Source organism: Bernardetia sp. Wsw4-3y2, assembly GCF_037126295.1.
Lineage (GTDB): Bacteria > Bacteroidota > Bacteroidia > Cytophagales > Bernardetiaceae > Bernardetia.
Genome location: NZ_CP147017.1, coordinates 2,846,893 through 2,865,540, shown reverse-complemented (window position 1 = coordinate 2,865,540; position 18,648 = coordinate 2,846,893). Strand labels below are relative to the sequence as shown.

At 31.2% G+C, this 18,648-nt stretch carries 12 protein-coding genes; 4 read left to right on the top strand and 8 right to left on the bottom strand.

The genetic code is table 11. The features are described 5' to 3' along the window. Positions 1 to 260: 260 nt before the first annotated feature. The 3 genes from V9L05_RS11645 to V9L05_RS11635 form a co-directional block, all read right to left on the bottom strand. Entirely contained in the window at positions 261 to 1,112 is an 852-nt protein-coding gene (locus V9L05_RS11645; RefSeq protein ID WP_338812039.1) for a DUF2807 domain-containing protein, read from the bottom strand. A 178-nt stretch (positions 1,113 to 1,290) separates the two neighbouring features. Next, positions 1,291 to 6,555, bottom strand: a complete 5,265-nt coding sequence (locus tag V9L05_RS11640; RefSeq protein WP_338812037.1) for a PKD domain-containing protein — start codon at positions 6,553 to 6,555, stop codon at positions 1,291 to 1,293. Between the two features lie 415 nt (positions 6,556 to 6,970). Continuing rightward, positions 6,971 to 7,564, bottom strand: coding sequence for a hypothetical protein (locus V9L05_RS11635; protein ID WP_338812036.1), 594 nt, complete (start codon positions 7,562 to 7,564; stop codon positions 6,971 to 6,973). A gap of 109 nt (positions 7,565 to 7,673) precedes the next feature. Here V9L05_RS11635 and V9L05_RS11630 point away from each other — a divergent pair, with 109 nt between their 5' ends. Next, positions 7,674 to 8,507: an IS5 family transposase gene (locus tag V9L05_RS11630; RefSeq protein WP_338812035.1), complete on the top strand. Its 834-nt coding sequence runs from the start codon at positions 7,674 to 7,676 to the stop codon at positions 8,505 to 8,507. A 143-nt stretch (positions 8,508 to 8,650) separates the two neighbouring features. Here V9L05_RS11630 and rseP read toward each other — a convergent pair whose 3' ends face one another. Both rseP and V9L05_RS11620 read right to left on the bottom strand, forming a co-directional pair. Continuing rightward, positions 8,651 to 9,997, bottom strand: coding sequence for an RIP metalloprotease RseP (gene rseP, locus V9L05_RS11625; protein WP_338812034.1), 1,347 nt, complete (start codon positions 9,995 to 9,997; stop codon positions 8,651 to 8,653). 147 nt (positions 9,998 to 10,144) lie between these two features. Further along, positions 10,145 to 11,260: a hypothetical protein gene (locus tag V9L05_RS11620; protein ID WP_338812033.1), complete on the bottom strand. Its 1,116-nt coding sequence runs from the start codon at positions 11,258 to 11,260 to the stop codon at positions 10,145 to 10,147. A gap of 92 nt (positions 11,261 to 11,352) precedes the next feature. On the opposite strand from V9L05_RS11620, the gene V9L05_RS11615 reads away from it, so the two are divergent. Both V9L05_RS11615 and V9L05_RS11610 read left to right on the top strand, forming a co-directional pair. Beyond that, positions 11,353 to 12,327, top strand: a complete 975-nt coding sequence (locus V9L05_RS11615) for an SIMPL domain-containing protein (RefSeq protein WP_338812032.1) — start codon at positions 11,353 to 11,355, stop codon at positions 12,325 to 12,327. Between the two features lie 326 nt (positions 12,328 to 12,653). Next, positions 12,654 to 13,163 carry a hypothetical protein gene (locus V9L05_RS11610; RefSeq protein ID WP_338812031.1) on the top strand — a complete coding sequence of 170 codons (510 nt, stop codon included), beginning with the start codon at positions 12,654 to 12,656 and terminating at the stop codon, positions 13,161 to 13,163. On the opposite strand, the gene uvrC is transcribed toward V9L05_RS11610, so the two are convergent. Continuing rightward, positions 13,135 to 14,979, bottom strand: a complete 1,845-nt coding sequence (uvrC, locus tag V9L05_RS11605; RefSeq protein ID WP_338812029.1) for an excinuclease ABC subunit UvrC — start codon at positions 14,977 to 14,979, stop codon at positions 13,135 to 13,137. The genes V9L05_RS11610 and uvrC overlap by 29 nt on opposite strands. A 506-nt stretch (positions 14,980 to 15,485) precedes the next feature. Between uvrC and V9L05_RS11600 the strand changes: the two genes are divergently transcribed. Beyond that, a complete protein-coding gene (locus tag V9L05_RS11600; protein WP_338812027.1) occupies positions 15,486 to 15,962 on the top strand; it encodes a hypothetical protein in 477 nt (158 codons plus the stop codon). 65 nt (positions 15,963 to 16,027) lie between these two features. On the opposite strand, the gene V9L05_RS11595 is transcribed toward V9L05_RS11600, so the two are convergent. Both V9L05_RS11595 and V9L05_RS11590 read right to left on the bottom strand, forming a co-directional pair. Continuing rightward, a complete protein-coding gene (locus V9L05_RS11595) occupies positions 16,028 to 16,732 on the bottom strand; it encodes a hypothetical protein (RefSeq protein WP_338793093.1) in 705 nt (234 codons plus the stop codon). A gap of 229 nt (positions 16,733 to 16,961) precedes the next feature. Further along, positions 16,962 to 18,596, bottom strand: coding sequence for a hypothetical protein (locus tag V9L05_RS11590; RefSeq protein ID WP_338793094.1), 1,635 nt, complete (start codon positions 18,594 to 18,596; stop codon positions 16,962 to 16,964). Between the last annotated feature and the right edge of the window lie 52 nt (positions 18,597 to 18,648).

Here is an 18,648-nt window from a genome sequence, read left to right as displayed (position 1 = left end):
AAAACCCTGTTCAATTAAAAAAATACCTTTTATGATTTTTCACAAAGATATGTTTTCAAAAATAGGCTATGAATTATAAATTGGACAGGTTTTAACCCTGTTTTTATAAATAGCTAAAAATGTGAATTTATTTTTTCTGCGTTTCTTAAGTAAAAAAGCATAATCCTTTTAATAAAATTATGCTATAAATTACAAAATTATTTTGAATACTTAAAATACTCAGAGGCTTTATTATTTGAATAGTCCTATATTGTTTTATGTTACTCTACTTTTTCAATTTTACCTGAACCTGATACATTCCATTGAACTCCTGCATTACCTTTCACACGGACTACTCCACTTCCACTTACTTGTGCATTTAGAGTTGCTTTTGAAGGAGTATTTACATCATCTGTAGCCGTTAGCTCAATACTTCCAGAGCCAACTATTTCTGCTGTACTTGTTAAGACAGGTAATAAAAATGCTTTTATATTGCCTGAACCACTAACATTCAAGCTATTTTCTGTAGCTATTCCTCTAAAAAGAATAGTTCCTGAACCTTCAAGAATGGCAGTTACTTTATTTGCTACCTCCAATTCTAATTCGATATTTCCTGAACCTTTTAGTTTGGCAGTACAATTTCCTGTTGTTATAATAGGGTTATTTGGTGTGGTAAGAATATTTCCAGAGCCATTTAAAATAAATTCTACGTTTTCTATATTTTCTACATTGCTAATACGAGCTATATCTTGTAATACAATATCACCAGAACCACTCAAAACGATTTGAGAAAGTACTGGTGTACGAATCTCAATTATTACTTCTTCACTTGTATTATAACATTCATCATTGTCAATAATGAGGCTATTTCCTATAATATTTGTTTGGATAAAACTGATGATATTTTCTTGTGCCATAACAGAAACAGACTGTGTCTTGATGCTAGAATCTTGAAAAACATTTACAATAAAGTTTCCTCTTGATTCGATGGCTGTAAATTTAGATATAGTTCTACTTTCAGTTATCACGTCTCCTTGTCCATCTTTACAGACGCTATCAGTTAGACTACAAGATGTTGAAAGTAGAAACAAAACAAATAGAGGTAAAAAATAGATTTTGAAATGATTTTGCATGATGAATAGTATTTAGTGTTTTTTTATATTTAGATAGCTTTTTTTAAAGACGTTCTTTATAGTGTATTCGCCCTACCTTATTAAAACAAAAAAGGGTATTTTAGAAAAATTTAACTTTAAAAAATCCCTTCAAAATAAATTTAAAGGGATTTATACTTTATCAGATTTTCATACTTGTTTATTGTAAAACATGAATCCAACCTCTACAAGTATCTCCATCAGGAGAAGTTAGATAATAATAATACATTGCTGGTTTGGCTTTATTTCCCCAATCATTGTTATAATCATCAGCAGAAAAAACTTCTGTTCCCCAACGGTCATAAATTTGAAGCTTCCAGCCTATATTAGCCTTATCTAATACAAAGGTCTCATTAAGTCCATCTCCATTTGGTGTAATAACATTAGGAGGTAAAACATTATCGACAGTAACTGTAGTTGTTTGTTCTTGGTCACAAACTCCATTTGAAGCCTTCAAAGTAATTGTATATGTTCCTGCTTGTGTATAAGTATATTCTGTTGGGTTGGATACATTGATAGAATCTCCATTTCCCAAATCCCATACCCAGTCACCATTTCCAGTATTTTTACCATTAAAAAGAATAGTAGCAGGTGCACCACATTCAGGTGAATGTTGAACATCAAAATCAAGAACTAATTTATCCACAATTGTGACTGTAACTGTACTGTCTGTAAAACAACCTCCATCAAGGTTAGAAATTCGAACATTATAGATGGTCGTTTGGTCTGGTGAAGCAATTGGATTTCTGATAGTTGGGTCGCTCAACCCTGTTGTTGGTGTCCACTCAAATAGATTTCCACCTACTACATTAAGTTGGGCATTTTCACCTCTACAAATAGTTGGGCTTTCAGGCATTCTGATTGTGGATAAAAACACATTATTATCATCAATGACTGAGTTTGCATCATTCTGTGTAGAATCTTGACAAAGTGCATTTTCTACTTTTAATGTAATTGGATAAACACCTTCACTAGCATACTGAAAAGAGGGAGGATTGCGAAGTGTTGAGGTTCTTCCATCTCCAAAATCCCAAAAGAAAGAGGTAGCACCAACCGAATTATTTATTATTTGCACAAGTGGGATTTTGTCACATCTATCTATAATAACCACTTCAAAATCAGGTTTTAATTCTTCTAAAACAGTAATTGTGACCTCTTCTTCTCTAACACAACCACTTGCAGTTGTGATACTTACAGTATATGTAGTCGTTTGGGTAGGAGAAGCAATAGGATTTGAAATAGTAGGATCGCTTAATCCTGCTGTTGGAGTCCATTGGTAAGAAATACCTTTTCCTACTTCTAATGGTAAAGACTGCCCTAAACAAATAGATTTATCTGGAGAAATAAAGAAATTGTTTGTAGAGTAATCAAATTCTTTAACAAGAGAATCTGAACAAGCAATGTTATTTACTATCAATTTTACTTCATAATTTCCATCTGTGTTATAAGCTATATTTGTAGGGTTTTGTGCTGTAGAAGTTTGTCCATTTCCAAAATCCCAAGAGTAAGAAGTTGCTCCAACTGTATTATTTACTATACTGATTGTCGGAAACTCCTCACAATTATTAGATTGTATAATATCAAAATTAGGAATTATCTCTTCTCCTACTACTATTTCTATTTGACGCTCTTCTTCACATCCATTATTTCCTGTTACTTTTACAGTATAGGTAGTTGTTTCGGTAGGTGAGGCAATAGGATTTCCAATAGTTGCATCATTTAATCCTGTTGTTGGAGTCCATTGATAAGAAACTCCTCCTGTTACATTGAATTGCACAGACTGTCCTGCACAAATAGTAGAATCACCTATATCATAAACGAAAGCATCCTCAGTAATGACAATTTGTTTTTCAACAGAATCTCTGAGAGTACAGGATTCACTCTCAGTTACTAATTTTATGATATAAGTTCCTGCTGTATAATTTTGAATAGATGGATTTTGTTCTGTAGAAGTTTGACCATTTCCAAAGTCCCAAAGATAGGAAGTAGCTCCAACTGTATTATTTACAAATTCTACTTTTCCTATTTCTGTACAAAGAGTAGATTGTATAATATCAAAATTAGGAATCATTTCTTCTTCGACCACAATTTCAATCTGACGTTCTTGTTCACATCCACTACTTCCTACTACTTTTATAGTATATGTAGTGGTTTCTGTTGGAGATGCAATCGGATTTCCGATAGTTGCATTGCTCAATCCTGTTGCTGGTGTCCATTGATAAGATGCTCCTCCACTTACGTTAAGTTGTACGGATTCTCCAAAACAAATTGTGGTATCTGATGAGAAATTAAAATCAAATGTATCTGTATCAATTACAAATTGCCTTTCAACAGTATCCTTAGCATTACAAAGGCTATTTGTTGCTATTAATTTGATTGTATAAGTTCCTGATGAGTAACTTTGAGTAGGTGGATTTTGTGCTGTGGAAGTTTGTCCATTTCCAAAATCCCAAAAATAAGAGGTAGCATTTTGAGTTGTATTGATAATACTTACAGTAGAATCATTAGCACAAGGGTCACCAAGAGTCAGTCCAAAACTTGTAATAAGCTCTGGTAAGACTGTTACTTTAGTAGTAAGATTTTGACGACATCCTGCTGCGTTCTGTACAGTTAGTGTATAAGTTGTTGTTGTACTTGGGCTTGCAATTGGGTTTGCGATTCTAGGATTAGATAACCCTGCTATTGGTGTCCACAGATAATTTGTTCCTCCAGTAGCACTTAATTGTGTTGATTGTCCTTTGCAAATGGTTACATCAGGTGAAACAGTAAAATCAGCAGGTGAAACAACAATATCAAGATAAGCTGTATCTTTTTTAATACATAAAATAGGATTTGTAGCTATCAACCTAACTTGGTATGTTCCTGCGACAGTAAAGGTAAAAGGAACATTATCATCTTGTGTAGAAATTCCTAAACCTCCAAAATCCCATTCATAGGTAACTCCTTCAATACTTTGATTTACAAATGTAGTTGAGAAAGGAACACATCCTGTAAGATTACCATCATTTGTATTAAAATCAGCCTTTAATATTCCCATTTCTATTTTAAACGCTGCATTATTACAATTGGGACTATTGTTTCGGTTAGAAAAAGCTCCAGGAGTAGTAATAAATCCACTTCCACTACATGCACACACAGCTTGATAGATAGTTCCTGTTTTTTTATCAAAACGACTTGTCCCTCCATCTACGTGTTCTCTTCCTTCTCCCCTTCCTCCAAAGAAACTACCATATATTAAATTTTGAGCATTTTGATCTAAAATCATTGTGTAAAAATCATTTCCATCTGTATCGCTTTGAAGCGCATTAGAAGTAACAGGCATTCCTGTTGTACTAATGTTGTCCAAATAATTATCTGGTCTTCCTTGATAAATGCTAGGACTTCCCCAACCTGCCAAATAAATATATCCACAATCATTTATCATAAAAGCAGTAGGTGTAATATTGGGGTCAAAATCTTGACTTCCAATCGTTGTTGCCCAAACAATATTGTTCAGGTTAGAAGATACTTTTCGAATAAATAATCCACCTCTAGCATTCGAATAGACACCAGAAGTAACAGGTTGTGAACCTTGTGTTTGTCCAAATATATATACAGATCCACTAGCATCTACATCCACATAATAGGCTTGATCATAAAAAGGAGTTCCTAAATAACTAGCTCCTTGCCAAGCAAAGTTAGAAGCATAACGTACGACAAAACCATCTATTTCTCCTCTATAGTTGCTTTGCATGGTAGCTGCGTGAGTTATTAAGTCACTACTTAATGTTCCACCCACAACATAAATATCTCCTCGTTTAGAAATTTGTATTCCAAAAGCTGCATCTATATTATTTCCTCCAATATATGTACTCCATAAAAGAGAGCTTAAAGTAGGGTCAAATTTCGCACCTATTCCTTCTTGTCTTCCTTGAAAAGTAGTTCTATGAGCTGAAACTAATGGAAAATTATTTGAGTTAGTTGTGCTGGCAATATAAATATTATCTAAATCATCAATATTTATTTCTGCTCTAATCTCATCTCCATAATTTTTCACTAATGGATTATCAGTAAAGCTGTCAAAATTAAGAGAATTTATTCCATCATTACCTTGTCCTCCTAAAAAAGTAGAACCTACAAGTCTACTCCCACTTACATTAAGTTTAGAAACAAAAATATCAGAACCATTTGTAAAATCATAGCCTAATACATTTGTAGTTGTTCCTCCTGCAAAAGTATTATCATAAGAAGATGATGTAGTAGGAAAGTTTGAAGAACCTGTCGTTCCTAATATTATCAATTCGTTTCTACTATTTACTACCATGCTAGAAGGAACATCTGCTAAATCCCCACCTAAAAAGGTAGCATAAAAAACACCTGTTCCTTGTGAGTTATATTTTAAAATAGCTACATCTACAACTCCTCCAAAAGTAACACCAAAAGCTCCTGTAGTAGTAGGAAAACCTGCACCAAAAGAAGTACCTCCAGAATATAAATTTCCTGCATCATCATAAGTTGCTGTATTTCCCCAGTTATCTGAAAAAGCACCTGAGAAAGTAGAAAAAATCAAAACAGGATCAATGATTAGTTCATATTTTTTATTGTATCCTTCTGGAAATTCAAATGTCACTTGAGGAACTTTACTTTTTTTATTTCCTTGCTCATATTTAAGAACAAACTTTGAAGGAACTTCTACTTTTTTTCCATCAATAATTTGATACGAATATGGAGCTTGTTCGATGACTTTATTGACAGAAGTTTGAATATGCAAATGTCCACTTTCTAAACTCACTTTATCAGCATACTTATAATTCATTGCAATTTTTGAAGGATTTGCACCAGCCGAAACAATAAAATCATATTTCAGATGATCTTCCTTCAAATACAAATGAAGGTTAATATTTGGATATAACTCCTTATAGGTCAGTTCTCCAAATCCTTGTGCATTTTCTGCCCATTTACTAGGATCATTTCCTAAAAAATAATTGAACTTTGTATCACTAACTTGCTCAGAAATAATTTGTGGAGAAGGATTTGAATTTTCAAATTCTACCTCAAAAGAATGTGCCTTAATAGTAGAAGAAATCTCTTCATCAGGCTCATGTCCTTCATGCTCCTCTTCTCCATGAACATGTAACAATTTCAAAGCATTTGCATCGTAAAAAGAATACTGCAATGAGTTTTGACGCATAAACAAGAAACCCGATGGAATAGTGGCTCTATATTTTACAACTTCATCCCATTGATTTTTATTTTCAATGAAAGTAAGTGGTGTTTTTGCTTTAGGAGCGTTCATTGCTGCTTCTTTTGTATGATTATGCTCATCAGAAACAGAATGATTTGAAAGGGGAGAATTTAGTCTGTCTTGTGCAAAAGAAATTAAAGGCATAAAACAAATTAGCCAAACTAAAGACAAGAAACGAAACGAAAAGATATTTTTTTTCATTTGTAAAAATAATTGAAAGACTTTAAATCAAAACAAGTAATCAAAAGTCAGGTAAAAATACTATTTTTATAAAAATTGTTAAAAAATCAGTTTTCTCTCAATTTTGAGATATTTTGATTTCTAATTAATTTATTTTTAGTGAGTTATATTTTGGTATTCAGATAAGTAATGAAGCTATATCAAGTCCCATAATGTATCATGTATAAACATAAAGTGAGCTTTTAAATACCAATAGCTTAACATAGAGATTGAAAATTATATATCAGTAAATTTGAAAATTACCATACATAAAAGTAGTAATCTAAAAAAAAGCATATAACAAATATAGTCATTTTCTAATATCGTTTCTATAAAGGTAATAGAGTTTTATAAAATGCACTCCTGATTTTAAAATCTTTTCTGAAGCAACTTGACTCTACATATAGAATAATTTTGGGTATTTCATTATGAAAAATTCAATACTTGTTTTTACAGCATCTGCAAGTGTAAAACTTTGATTATCAAAATCTACGACCAGTTTATTATTCGGAATAATACTGTGTTTGCTTCGGTCAATCATTTTTGCACCAAACGGAGCATAATTTATCTTTTGTGTATCAAATAAAAATATTACTTGCATAAAATCGTGTTCATAAGGTTTCCAAACATATCCTTGTTTTTCTGCATAACGAATGCGAACACGAGCATTTTTATTATTGGTATTGTCTATTTCATCCTCAATCATGATATGAGTAGAATAAACTTCCATCATTTTGGCTTCTCCTTCTAGCAGTGTATTTTTTCTCCAAATTACTAAGCTATACCAATCATCACCCTTTTCAGAAACAGAATATTTGTAGCTAGAGCCTTGATAATCAAATTGAGCTTCAAAATTGTAAGGGTCTATAGAGGAATCTGAGAGTGTATCTAAACTATTTTCTGATTTCTCATCTTGAGCAAAAATAGAGTTTTGAGAACAAATAAAGGTAGCAAGAAAACAAAAACATAAGATAAATTGAATAATTTTCATAAATATAAATTAGAAGCTGTTTAAGAATAGGTAATTATTTTTTCAAAAAAGAGGTAAAATAGTTATCATTGTAAATCTTCACATTTGCAATTTCTAACTCTTTACCTCTATGTACGTAAACTTATCAAAAAAAACTATAACAGAAAATATTTTACCCTATTTAACTCAATTTAAAAAAGGTCGTAAGCCTAAAGTAGCTCTTTGGCGCATTGTTAAAGCTATTATTTATCGTCTTAAAACAGGTACTCAATGGAGAGAATTACCTATCAAACAATTTTTTGGCAGAACCTCAATTAGCTGGAATACAGTCTATTACCACTATAATAAATGGTCAAAGTTGGAAAGCTGGAAGAATTTATGGACACATTATTTATCTAAGAATCGTTCTGATATAGACCTTTCTATTTGTCATTTGGATGGTAGTCATTCGCCAGCTAAACAAGGAGGAGAAGGAGTAGCTTATTCAAGCAGAAAAAGATGTAAGACAACAAACTCGCTATTTCTGACCGATAAAAATGGAATTCCAGTAGCGATGTCTGTGCCTCAAGGTGGAAATCATCACGATGCTTTTGAACTTGAAAAAAATATGCAAACTATGATAGTAGATTTGAACAAGGCAAATATCAGACAAGAAGGAATTTTTCTTAATGCAGATGCTGCTTTTGATACAAATTCATTTCGTTCTTTTTGCTCGCATATGGACATTGTGGATAACATAGATTTTAATAAAAGAAACCGAAAAGATATTGATAATCAACCATTTAAAGATGAAAAAATGTATGATTTACGTTTTGCAATAGAAAGAACTAATGCTTGGTTAGATGCTTTTAAGGCAATATTGATACGATATGAAACTAAAATTCATACTTGGCAAAGCCTACATTATTTAGCTTTTACTTTGATATTTATCAGAGATAGACACAAAAGAAAAACTAATTCTTAAACAACTTCTTAGTTAAAATAAAGTTATTAAAACTGTTTTTAGGAATAATATTAAAAAACAAGGCTAAAAAGAAGAGTGAATATATTACTATTCAAAATCCACTTTTTAGCCTTATTAAAATTAGATGATATTTCAACTATTTTTTATAAAAATCCTTTTATGATTTTCCAAATATCATTTCCAAAAACAAAAATCATCAAACAAAGAATAAGAACCATTCCTACTTTTTGGGCAATTTCTAGGAATTTATCTGAAGGAGGACGACCTGTAATCATTTCATAAAGAAGGAACATAACATGTCCTCCATCAAGTGCAGGAATTGGTAGAAGGTTCATCAGAGCCAAAACCATTGACAAAAACCCTGTGATTCTCCAAAAACGATAGGCATCGAATTCCATTCCAAAAATCATTACCATTCCAATAGGACCACTCAAAGAATCAGAAGCATTAATATCTCCTTTTGCCATTTTTTTGTATGCCATTGCCTGTACTCCAATTACACCAAAAGCAGTTTCTGTTCCCACTTGTAAAGACTCTGAGAAACTATACGGACGTTCCACAAAGTTTATTTCTTTGTTTATTCCTACTCCGATTGTACTGTCTTCTGCAACTGTAATAGGCAAATTCATTGTCTTACCCTCTCTTTCTACTACAAAAGTAAGTTGTTTACCTGCATTTTGATGCAATAATGCTTGAAAAGTATCGAAATCTGGTGTTGGTGTTTCATTTACTTTTACTACTCTATCCTTCGATTTTAGCCCTGCTTTGTCTGCATTTCTATTTGGTGCAATTGCACCAATCAAGAAAGGATATTTTCCATCACGCATTGTCAAAAATCCTTTTGCTTCATCTTTATCTGAGCTATAGACTTGTAAAAATTCGCTTGTAATCGGAATTTTCATTTCCTGTCCATTTCTTTCAATAGTATAATATGAATTATCGTTTAAGATAAAAGCTGGATCTAATAAATCTCTAAACGATTTTGGTGTTTCTCCATTGATATTGATTATTTTGTCGCCTGTTTCTAATCCAAGACTTTTTCCAAGCTCATTTACCTCAATTCCGTATTTATTTACTTCATCTATTGGAATATATTTTTCACCATACGTAAAAGCAATAGCAATCATTATCAAAACACCTAAGACAACATTAAAAATAATTCCTCCTAACATAATGATAAGACGCTGCCAAGCTGGTTTTGAACGAAATTCATAGGGTTGAGGCTCACCTTTCATTTGGTCAGTGTCTAAAGATTCGTCAATCATACCTGTAATTTTGACGTAGCCACCTAAAGGCAAAGCACTCAAACAATATTCTGTTTCTCCATATTTAAAACCAAATATTTTTGGAGGAAAACCAATAGAAAATTTTTCTACTCTAACTCCAAAATATTTTGCAGCCAACAAATGCCCCAATTCGTGCAATCCTACTAAAATAGAAAGCGAAGCCAAAAGCTGCAAAATTCCAATAATTACTCCTTGTATATCCAAAATTTATAATTTAATTTTTTGTTATTATCAGTTTATCTACATTCTTTCCAAAATCGTACAAAAGTAGATGGTATTAATTTGTAAAGATAGTTCTTTTAATTTTTTTTACCAATTTCGGACAACTTGGCATTTACTTTAACTGGTCTACTATAATTTTGAATTTTTAGTAGGTTTTGTACTCATTTTCTCAGCTTTCCATTCCTGATCAATTTCCTCTATACTTTGTTGTGCAGGAGGACTAAAACCAAATTCTTTTTCTTCTAACTCTTTGAGTTGCCACTGTTTGATGGCTACTTGTTTTTTGATAAGCTCTAAGGCTTCATTTATCATTCCTTTGGTTATCATGCCAAACTGTTCTTGAGATTTTGAATCGATAAGTAATGCTTCTACTAAAATTTCCGTTACTTCTTTCAAAATTCTGTTCTCTTCAACCGTTGTAGCATCTTCTACAAGCTGATTGACAACATTAAAAACAATATCTGCAATAGCTCTTTCTAGGTTTTGAGAAATAAATTCGCCCATAATCGGAACTTTTCCTATCGTTTTTATTTCTGCATTTTTCTCTACAGCTTCATTGATAAGCGTTTCTACATAACGTTTGAGTTCATACTTATAGGTTGGATAATTTTTGGCAGCCACCACTTGCACACGTTTTGTAAGCCAAGTTGTCAAAAGATTGGAGCGAGGACGAACTACATCTTCTACTATTTTTTCTACAATCGGACTTCCCTTCATTACTTCTCCCTGCACTTCATTCAATACATTAATTACAACTCTGTCTGAAACTTCTTCTACAAAAATGGAAAAATATTTTCCTAGTGTTTTATAAATATAGGTATTTGAAAGATTGATAACTTCCATTAAGTGAAGTTTGTAAAGAATAGCAAACAAACGCAATACCCGAAATGAACGAAACGAAGGCAAACAACCCAAAACATCGTACCAATGAATAAAAGGATAAAAAAACCAACGGTGATACGTATTTAGATAAATAGCAATTGCCCAACGAACCAAAATATCACTTACAAAAATGCCTACAAACACTAAGTCTATCAACGCAAAATTTTTGAAGACATAGACATTATAAAAATCATAAAATGAGGTAAGATAAGTTTTGAGAAAATTTTGAACAAGCTCAGCAGTAAACAAAAAATTGAAAATAATCAGAGTGAGATTTATCAAAACTAATATCAAAACGCCAATATCTGCTATGACTTGTGCTGTTGAAACTTTATCTTTTTGTAAATTAGAGAGATTTATCATTTTTATTAAATTTTTGTTTAGACCCTAAGGGTTTTTGAAAACCCTTAGGGTCTTGAACTCATTCTCTTTTTACCAAATTTACCTCAAATTTTATGAAAACAAATAATAGATTAACTTTATCGTTCATTTTTATTTTATTTTTCTTTAGTTCTGTTTCTTTAGCGCAAAACAGAGCCAATTATAATTATGGAAATTCGAATTATGACGCTGATAAAAAGCCAAATCAAGAACTTCCACAAGCAACAATTTTAGGTTCTAGTCTACAAGAATTAGAAGCAACTGTTTTGATGAATGTAACGGCAGATGAATATGTGGCAATGTTTCATATCGAACAAAAAGGAAAAGAGCTTAAAGATGTACAGGAAAATATGGACAAACGAATAGCTAACTTTCAAAAAGGATTAATAGAGTTAGGAATCAAAGAAAACGAAATGATTATTGATTTTCTTTCGCTTGTTCCAGAATACGAATACGATGTTGAGAAAAAATTCTTTAGCAGAACCTATAATGAAGTTCCTGTGGGTTTTGAGCTTAAAAAGAATGTTCATGTTCGCTTCAAAGACAATAAAATTTTAGATAAAATAATTGCCAAAGCTGCCGAAAATGAAATTTATGATTTATCTAAAGTAGAATATTTTATCAAAGATACAGACATTCTCTATCAAAAATTACGTAAAAAGGCCTTTGAAATTATTGCTAAAAAAGAAAAACTCTATGATAGTTTGAATATAAAGTTATCTAAAGCTGAAAAAGTAGCTGATGAAAATTTTCAGACTTTTTTTCCTTTTGATAGATACCGTTCCTATGAAGCGATTTCGAAAGGAAAAACTTCTTTCTCCAAAAACTACAAGGTAAACGATAAAAATCGTTCGCCAAGTGCTTTCTATGAAAAACTAGATTATGACAATATAGAATGTATTATTAATCCGACTATTTTAGAACCTGCTGTTCAGTTATTTTTTACACTGAAAGTTCGTTATACTTTACCAAAAGAAGAAAAAGACGATAAAACAATTTATATTCTGACTCCAACAGGAGAACTCAAAAAGGTAAATTTGAAAGAGTAATGCATTAATGTAGCTTACACTTTAATGTGAGAAAGTTGTATTGTCCCTTTTAAAATGCAAAAAACGGATAATCTTGTAACAAAGGTTGTCCGTTTTTTATTTTTCTTCTATCTATTTGAGATAAGTAGTCAGTCAAAATTAATTGTATCTATTTTCTATTTTAACTGGGTCAGACTTTCAGTACAGATTAAAATAAAAGTTAGGACTTAAAATACAACATTTTGCTAAGTTGTCGGAAGAGCCAAAATAGTTGTTGTCAAATAACTTCAACAATTTGTCAAAAAAAACGTATTCTATAAAAAAGTAAAAAATCCTTATTTCAGAATATGACCAATCTAGAACAAACTTTATTTAATTTAGAAAAAAGTTTAGAATACAAATATAAAGACAACATACTAAACCACATTTGGACTATAATTAGTAAAAACACAAGTTTTGTTGGGACAGTAAACAAAGATAGCTTCAAGATTTGGAAGTATAATGGGCTATATGCTTTCTTTCACCCTGTAATCATAGGAAAAGTTATAAAAAAGGGTAAGGATGAAAAACTGTCTATAACTACGAAATATAATAGCTTTGGCAAATTAGTTATGGTACTTCTTGCAATAGCATATTTATATGGAATTTTTACAGCTATAGAATATAGACAGTCTTTTAGTGGTAATCGTTATTTATGGTATATTGACTGGTTACATATAATATCTATTTCTATTTTTCCAACTATAATGACGCCTATATTTAGAATGTTATATAAGATTGGTAAAAAGGAAGACACTCAGCAGTTAATGGATCAGTTTAGAGTGTATTCTAACTCAACAAATCAGGATTATTTTTAATATATTCTTTAATCAGACGAGTACGATTTGCACCAATCAATTCCTTTAATTCTTCATCAGAAGTAACTGCAATTTTCTTAATCGATTTATATTCTAAAAGTAGTTTTTCAATAGTTGCTCTTCCTACTCCTTTTACATTTTCTAATGGATTTCGAAGGGCATTTTTGCTTCTGATATCTCTATGAAAAGTAATAGCAAAACGGTGCGCTTCATTACGCAAATGTTGAATGAGCTTTAAAGAAGGCGATTTTTTATTGATATAAATAGGATGTTGGTCTTCGGGATAAAAAACTTCTTCCAAACGCTTTGCAATTCCAACAATCGGAATTTTGCCATACACACCCAAATCTTTTAAAGCCTGCGCTCCAAAACTTAGCTGTCCTTTTCCACCATCAACAATTACTAAATTTGGCAAAGGTTGTTTTTCTTCTAAAAGTCTTCTATAACGACGATAAACCACTTCGTACATTGTCGCAAAATCGTTTGCTCCTTCTACTGTTTTTACATGATATTTTCTGTAATTTCTCTTTGAAGGCTTTCCATTCATAAAACAAACCATCGAAGAAACTGGATTTGTACCTTGTAAGTTAGAATTATCAAAACATTCAACATGCAAAGGCAATTCTTTCAAACCCAAATCTTTTTGAAGAGCTTCGACGGCTGCCAATCCTCTTTCTTGTTTTTTTTCTGCAAAATCTAGCTTTTTACGTAATCTTTCCTTTTTGAAATAACCTACATTTTTGAGTGATAAATCTAATAGTTTACGTAAATCTCCTATTTTAGGATTAATTACTTCTACTTTTGGCAAAGGAACTTCTGCCAAAATATTACTCACAATTCTTTGCGCCTCACTTCCAAAACGCTGTCTGAACTCTACAGCTACCATTGGCAAAATATCTTCTAGTGTTTCTTCAAGACGTTTTTTATAGGATTCATTGGCTGTATAAACGATACTTCCATCTTCAATTTTGAGATAATTTACATAAACAGTTGCTTCATCATCTAAGAGCGCAATTACTTCTGTATCTGAAATATTTGGGTTTGTAATAAGCGATTTACTTTGATAGGTATGAAGAGCTTCCCATTTTTCTTTTGCTTTTTGAGCTTCTTCAAACTCCATTTTTTCGGCTGCCGATTTCATTTTTGTTTTGAAATATTCTTTTGCTCGGCTCGTTTTTCCAGCCAAAATATTTCTAATTTGTTCAATATCTTTCAAATAATCCTCTTCCTCTTGCAAACCTTCACAAGGTCCTTTGCAGTTTTTGATGTGATATTCTAAACAGACTCTATATTTTTTTTCTCGTATGTTTTCTTCATTCAAATTATAAGAACAAGTTCGAAGTGTATATAATTTCTTTATGAGTTCATTGAGAGCATATAGTGTTTTTCCATTTGTATAAGGTCCATAATTTGTTCCTTGTCTTTTATTTGGAGTTCTAGTTGTAAAAACTCTAGGAAAAGGTTCATATGTAATACAGATATACGGGTACGATTTGCCATCTTTTAATAAAATATTGTATTTAGGTTGATGTGCCTTTATCAAATTATTTTCTAAAAGTAATGCATCGGCTTCACTATCGACAATTGTAATTTCTATATTTCTGATTTCACGAACAAGCTGCCGAGTTTTTCGGTCGTATTGGTGCGATTTGGTGAAATAACTAGAAACTCGTTTGCGTAATTCCTTCGCTTTTCCCACATAAATAATCTCATTACTCTCATCTTTGTATTTGTAAATCCCTGGTTGGCGAGGAATATTTCTGATAATATCTTTTAGATGTTCTCTTAACTCGTCTTTTGTTTTGGGCTGGCTCATACTTTTCTATTTTATCAAAAATTTACTTTTACTTCTAACTACAAAAATAGCTTTTTGTCTTTGAGGTTGCTAAAAAAAATCAAGACTGATTTTGATAGAATTAATATTAAGTGAAAGATATGACTATTTAATGAAAAATTTCTAAACTGATTTTCTCTATGTTTGATTATTAAAGTCATATTTACACTATACTATAAAAATAAGACTAAAAAATATATAATAAATTTTGATAATTCTATTTTTTTTTACTTTGCAGTGTCATTAATAAACAATCATTCTTGAAAACAACCAAAAAATTGTATTTAATAAAAAATAAATGCAATTTTAGAGCTTTATTTGAGAATTATATCATTTATTTGATACATTTTATTATCTCTCTTAATTTGTGTATTTTATGATTTTTTTAAGTAGTTGCAAATATATCTTTAAAGCATTATTTGCAAGAAAATATATGAATATAAAGAGATAGTTAAGTAATTATTTTATTCACTCTTAAAGCATTTTTTATGAAAAATTTATTTTGTTTTTTAATGTTTTTTATGGTAACAGCATTATTTTCTTGCGTAGATTCTAAGGAAGAAATAACACAAGAAACAGCAGTTTTGCCTTTTCTAAAAAAAGAAGTGGTAAATTCTGATAAACTTCCTAGCAAAATTACAACTAGAGAAGAGTTAGAAACTGTTCTTAATTTTCATTACAAAGACCTTTTTTCTAAAATCCCTACTAAAGACTTAGCTGCTTTTATGGAAACTGTTGAGTATAATGAAAGAGGAATTACTACTTTTCGTTATGACTATCTCAAAAAAAATGTTTCTAAGGAAGAATTGCAAACTATTTATGAAATACTCCTTATTGTAGAGAAAAGAGCTGAAGGAACACTGAAAATAAAACCTGAAGGATGTCCTTTTGTAGGATTCAAATGCTATTCAACAGGCAGTTGTTTAGAAGCAGGTGCTTCTTGGATATGTACTTGTAATTGTTAGTATTTTTTTCCTGAACAAAAACACACAATAGATTTTGTAATCCATTGTGTGTTTTTTTTTTGCATTTAAGACAGCAACAACTTCTTTCCATATTTTTTGTCTAATTCTGTAAAAGCAATTTGCCTTTTAGAAGAAGATTTTGAAACTCTTACTTTTTCAGCCATTTTTTTATATTCTTTGATGATGGTGCGTTCTTCTTGTGGCTCAAAGAAATAAATATAACCTGCTGACATTCCTTTGAGTGTTTCTTCTTCATCGTTCAAATCAATAAAATCTCCTAAAAAAGGAATAAAACGAAAGAACATCAAGAAATTCATATTAACAGGATTTTTATCTATAGATTGGGTAAGAGTCTTGTCTATAATAGCAATTTCTTGTCCTTCATTTACACCCAAAACATCATCAAAATAAATAATTCCTTCTTCTACATCTATATCTACAATTCGGAAAAGCGATGTATACGATTTTTCAAAAGAAGGAACAAACTTATTTAATAAAGCAGCTTCATTTGCTTCTGCTTGTTCTTTTAAGTAAATTTCATAGGCTTTATATTTGTTTACTCGTTGCTCTAAAAGAACATAATCTGTAAAACAATTTCTGTGAGCAGTAGTAGCAAAATTAATTTTAGTAGCATTTTCATTGTTGATACTACCAAAAGCAGGAACAGCTTCTTGTACAAAATATCCATTATAGGCATCAAAAACAGCTTGAAGACTTTTTTTCATATCTTCAGCAAAAGTCTTGTAATAATTGAGTGTGTAATTTTCCATATTATTTCTATAAAGTCGATATAACTTTTATTTTAAGGTCTTTAGATTAAAATGTCATTGAGCCTACAAAAGTACAAAAAAACTATGGTTCAGAACATCACATAAAAAAGAAGATACTAGTCTAGTCTTTTTTTATTGAAAAAAAATAGGGCATTTGTAAAACACAAAATCCAATTAGCTTTTTTGAAGTAAATTTATTGATTTTTAATTTAGTTGTGATTTTAAGCTATTAAAAATGAAATCCAACTGTTGCCACTACATTAGTTGTTGTATTTTTTATATCAATAGTAGGATTAGAATTATCAGACAAATTATAAGGTGTATAAGCCGTATTAGTCGCTTGTTGAACCACTGCCAAATCTATATAAAATGCCTTTTTATGAATACCCAAACCACCTGAAATACGAGTTTGAAAGGCATCATCATTTTCATTGCGAAACTCTTCCTTTCTTGTATTTCCATATAGTCCAACTCCACCACGTAAATAAAATGTATTCAGACGAAGCTCTGCACCTAAACGATAATTCATAGTAGAAGCATATAGATTTTTGATAGTTTGATTATCTGCTGTAAAATTAAATTCTTGAGGAGGGGTAAGCAATTTTGAAGATTCATAATTAATGAAATCTACATCAGCACTAATAAAACCAAATTTGCCTACAAAAAATGCAGCTCCTAAAGAAGCACGCAATGGAGTTGTCATATTATATGTACTTTCTATATCAAGTGTAGTTCCATTGACATCATTCAAAACAATTGGGTCTCCATTTCCATCATCTCCAAAATAAAAATTATTATATAGTGCATTCAAACTTGCATTATATGTATCATTTACAGAAAAATAGGTTGGTGTTGTAATACTTGCTCCTACACGAACAGCATACACAGGACGGTAAATAACTCCTGCTGTAAGATTTACACCTGTTCCAGAAATAGATAAATTTTCTCCAATTATTAAACTGTTCAATGATTTTATTTGAGTTGGATCTGTTGGTTCGCCTGTTACAGTTTCTTCATAGCGTTTTTCTTCACTATATTTGAATGATTGAATTCCTAAGCCTGCACCAAAAAATAACTTATCATTATAATTTCCCCCATAAGAAAAATTCCATTGACTTTGAGAACCTGAATAATCTATTGTTTCACGTTGCAAAGTAGGTGCAACAGGTACAATTGAATAATATGTATTTTGTCCTCCATTATCATAATCAAAGTCCTCATTGATTAAATAGGCATCATAAGCTAGAGCTAATAAATCAGTTGCTCCTTCTGATGGATAAATAGAATTCCAAGGAATTCCATCAGCTTGATTTAAAAAATAATCTATAATAGAATTTTGAGAATTTGTACCTTCATAACTTGTACGTCTGTGAAAGCTATTCAAACGACTATAAGAAATAGAAAATGCTCCACCTTTATATCCTGATGAATTATTTGAAGGCAAAACAAACGCTCCTCCTAATTGGGCAAAGTTAAAATTTAGTTTTGCATCTTCTGTTGGTGCATTTTGAGAGCCTAAATTATAAGTAGCGTCAGAACCTAAAAAAGAAAGTGACGGTGAAAATGTAATTTCAGAACGCTGCAAAAATCCTAAACCAGCAGGATTGACAGAAGCCGAACTAATATCTCCACCAATGGCTGTGGCAGCACCACCAATACCTTGAATACGTGCATTTGCTCCCATGGTAGGAATAGTTTGAGCAAAACGATTGGCATCAATATAATACCCAAAAGCTCCTGATGCTACTGGATTATCTTGAGCAGAAGCAAAATGCGAATAAAATAAAGTAGTAGTTAGAGCAGCTATTCCTATAATTTTCTTTAGAGAAAATTTATTTGGTTGTATAATTTTTATAGTTTTCATTGTATAAGTTAGTTTTAGTAAAATCAATATCTAAAAAGTGTATAGAAAACGA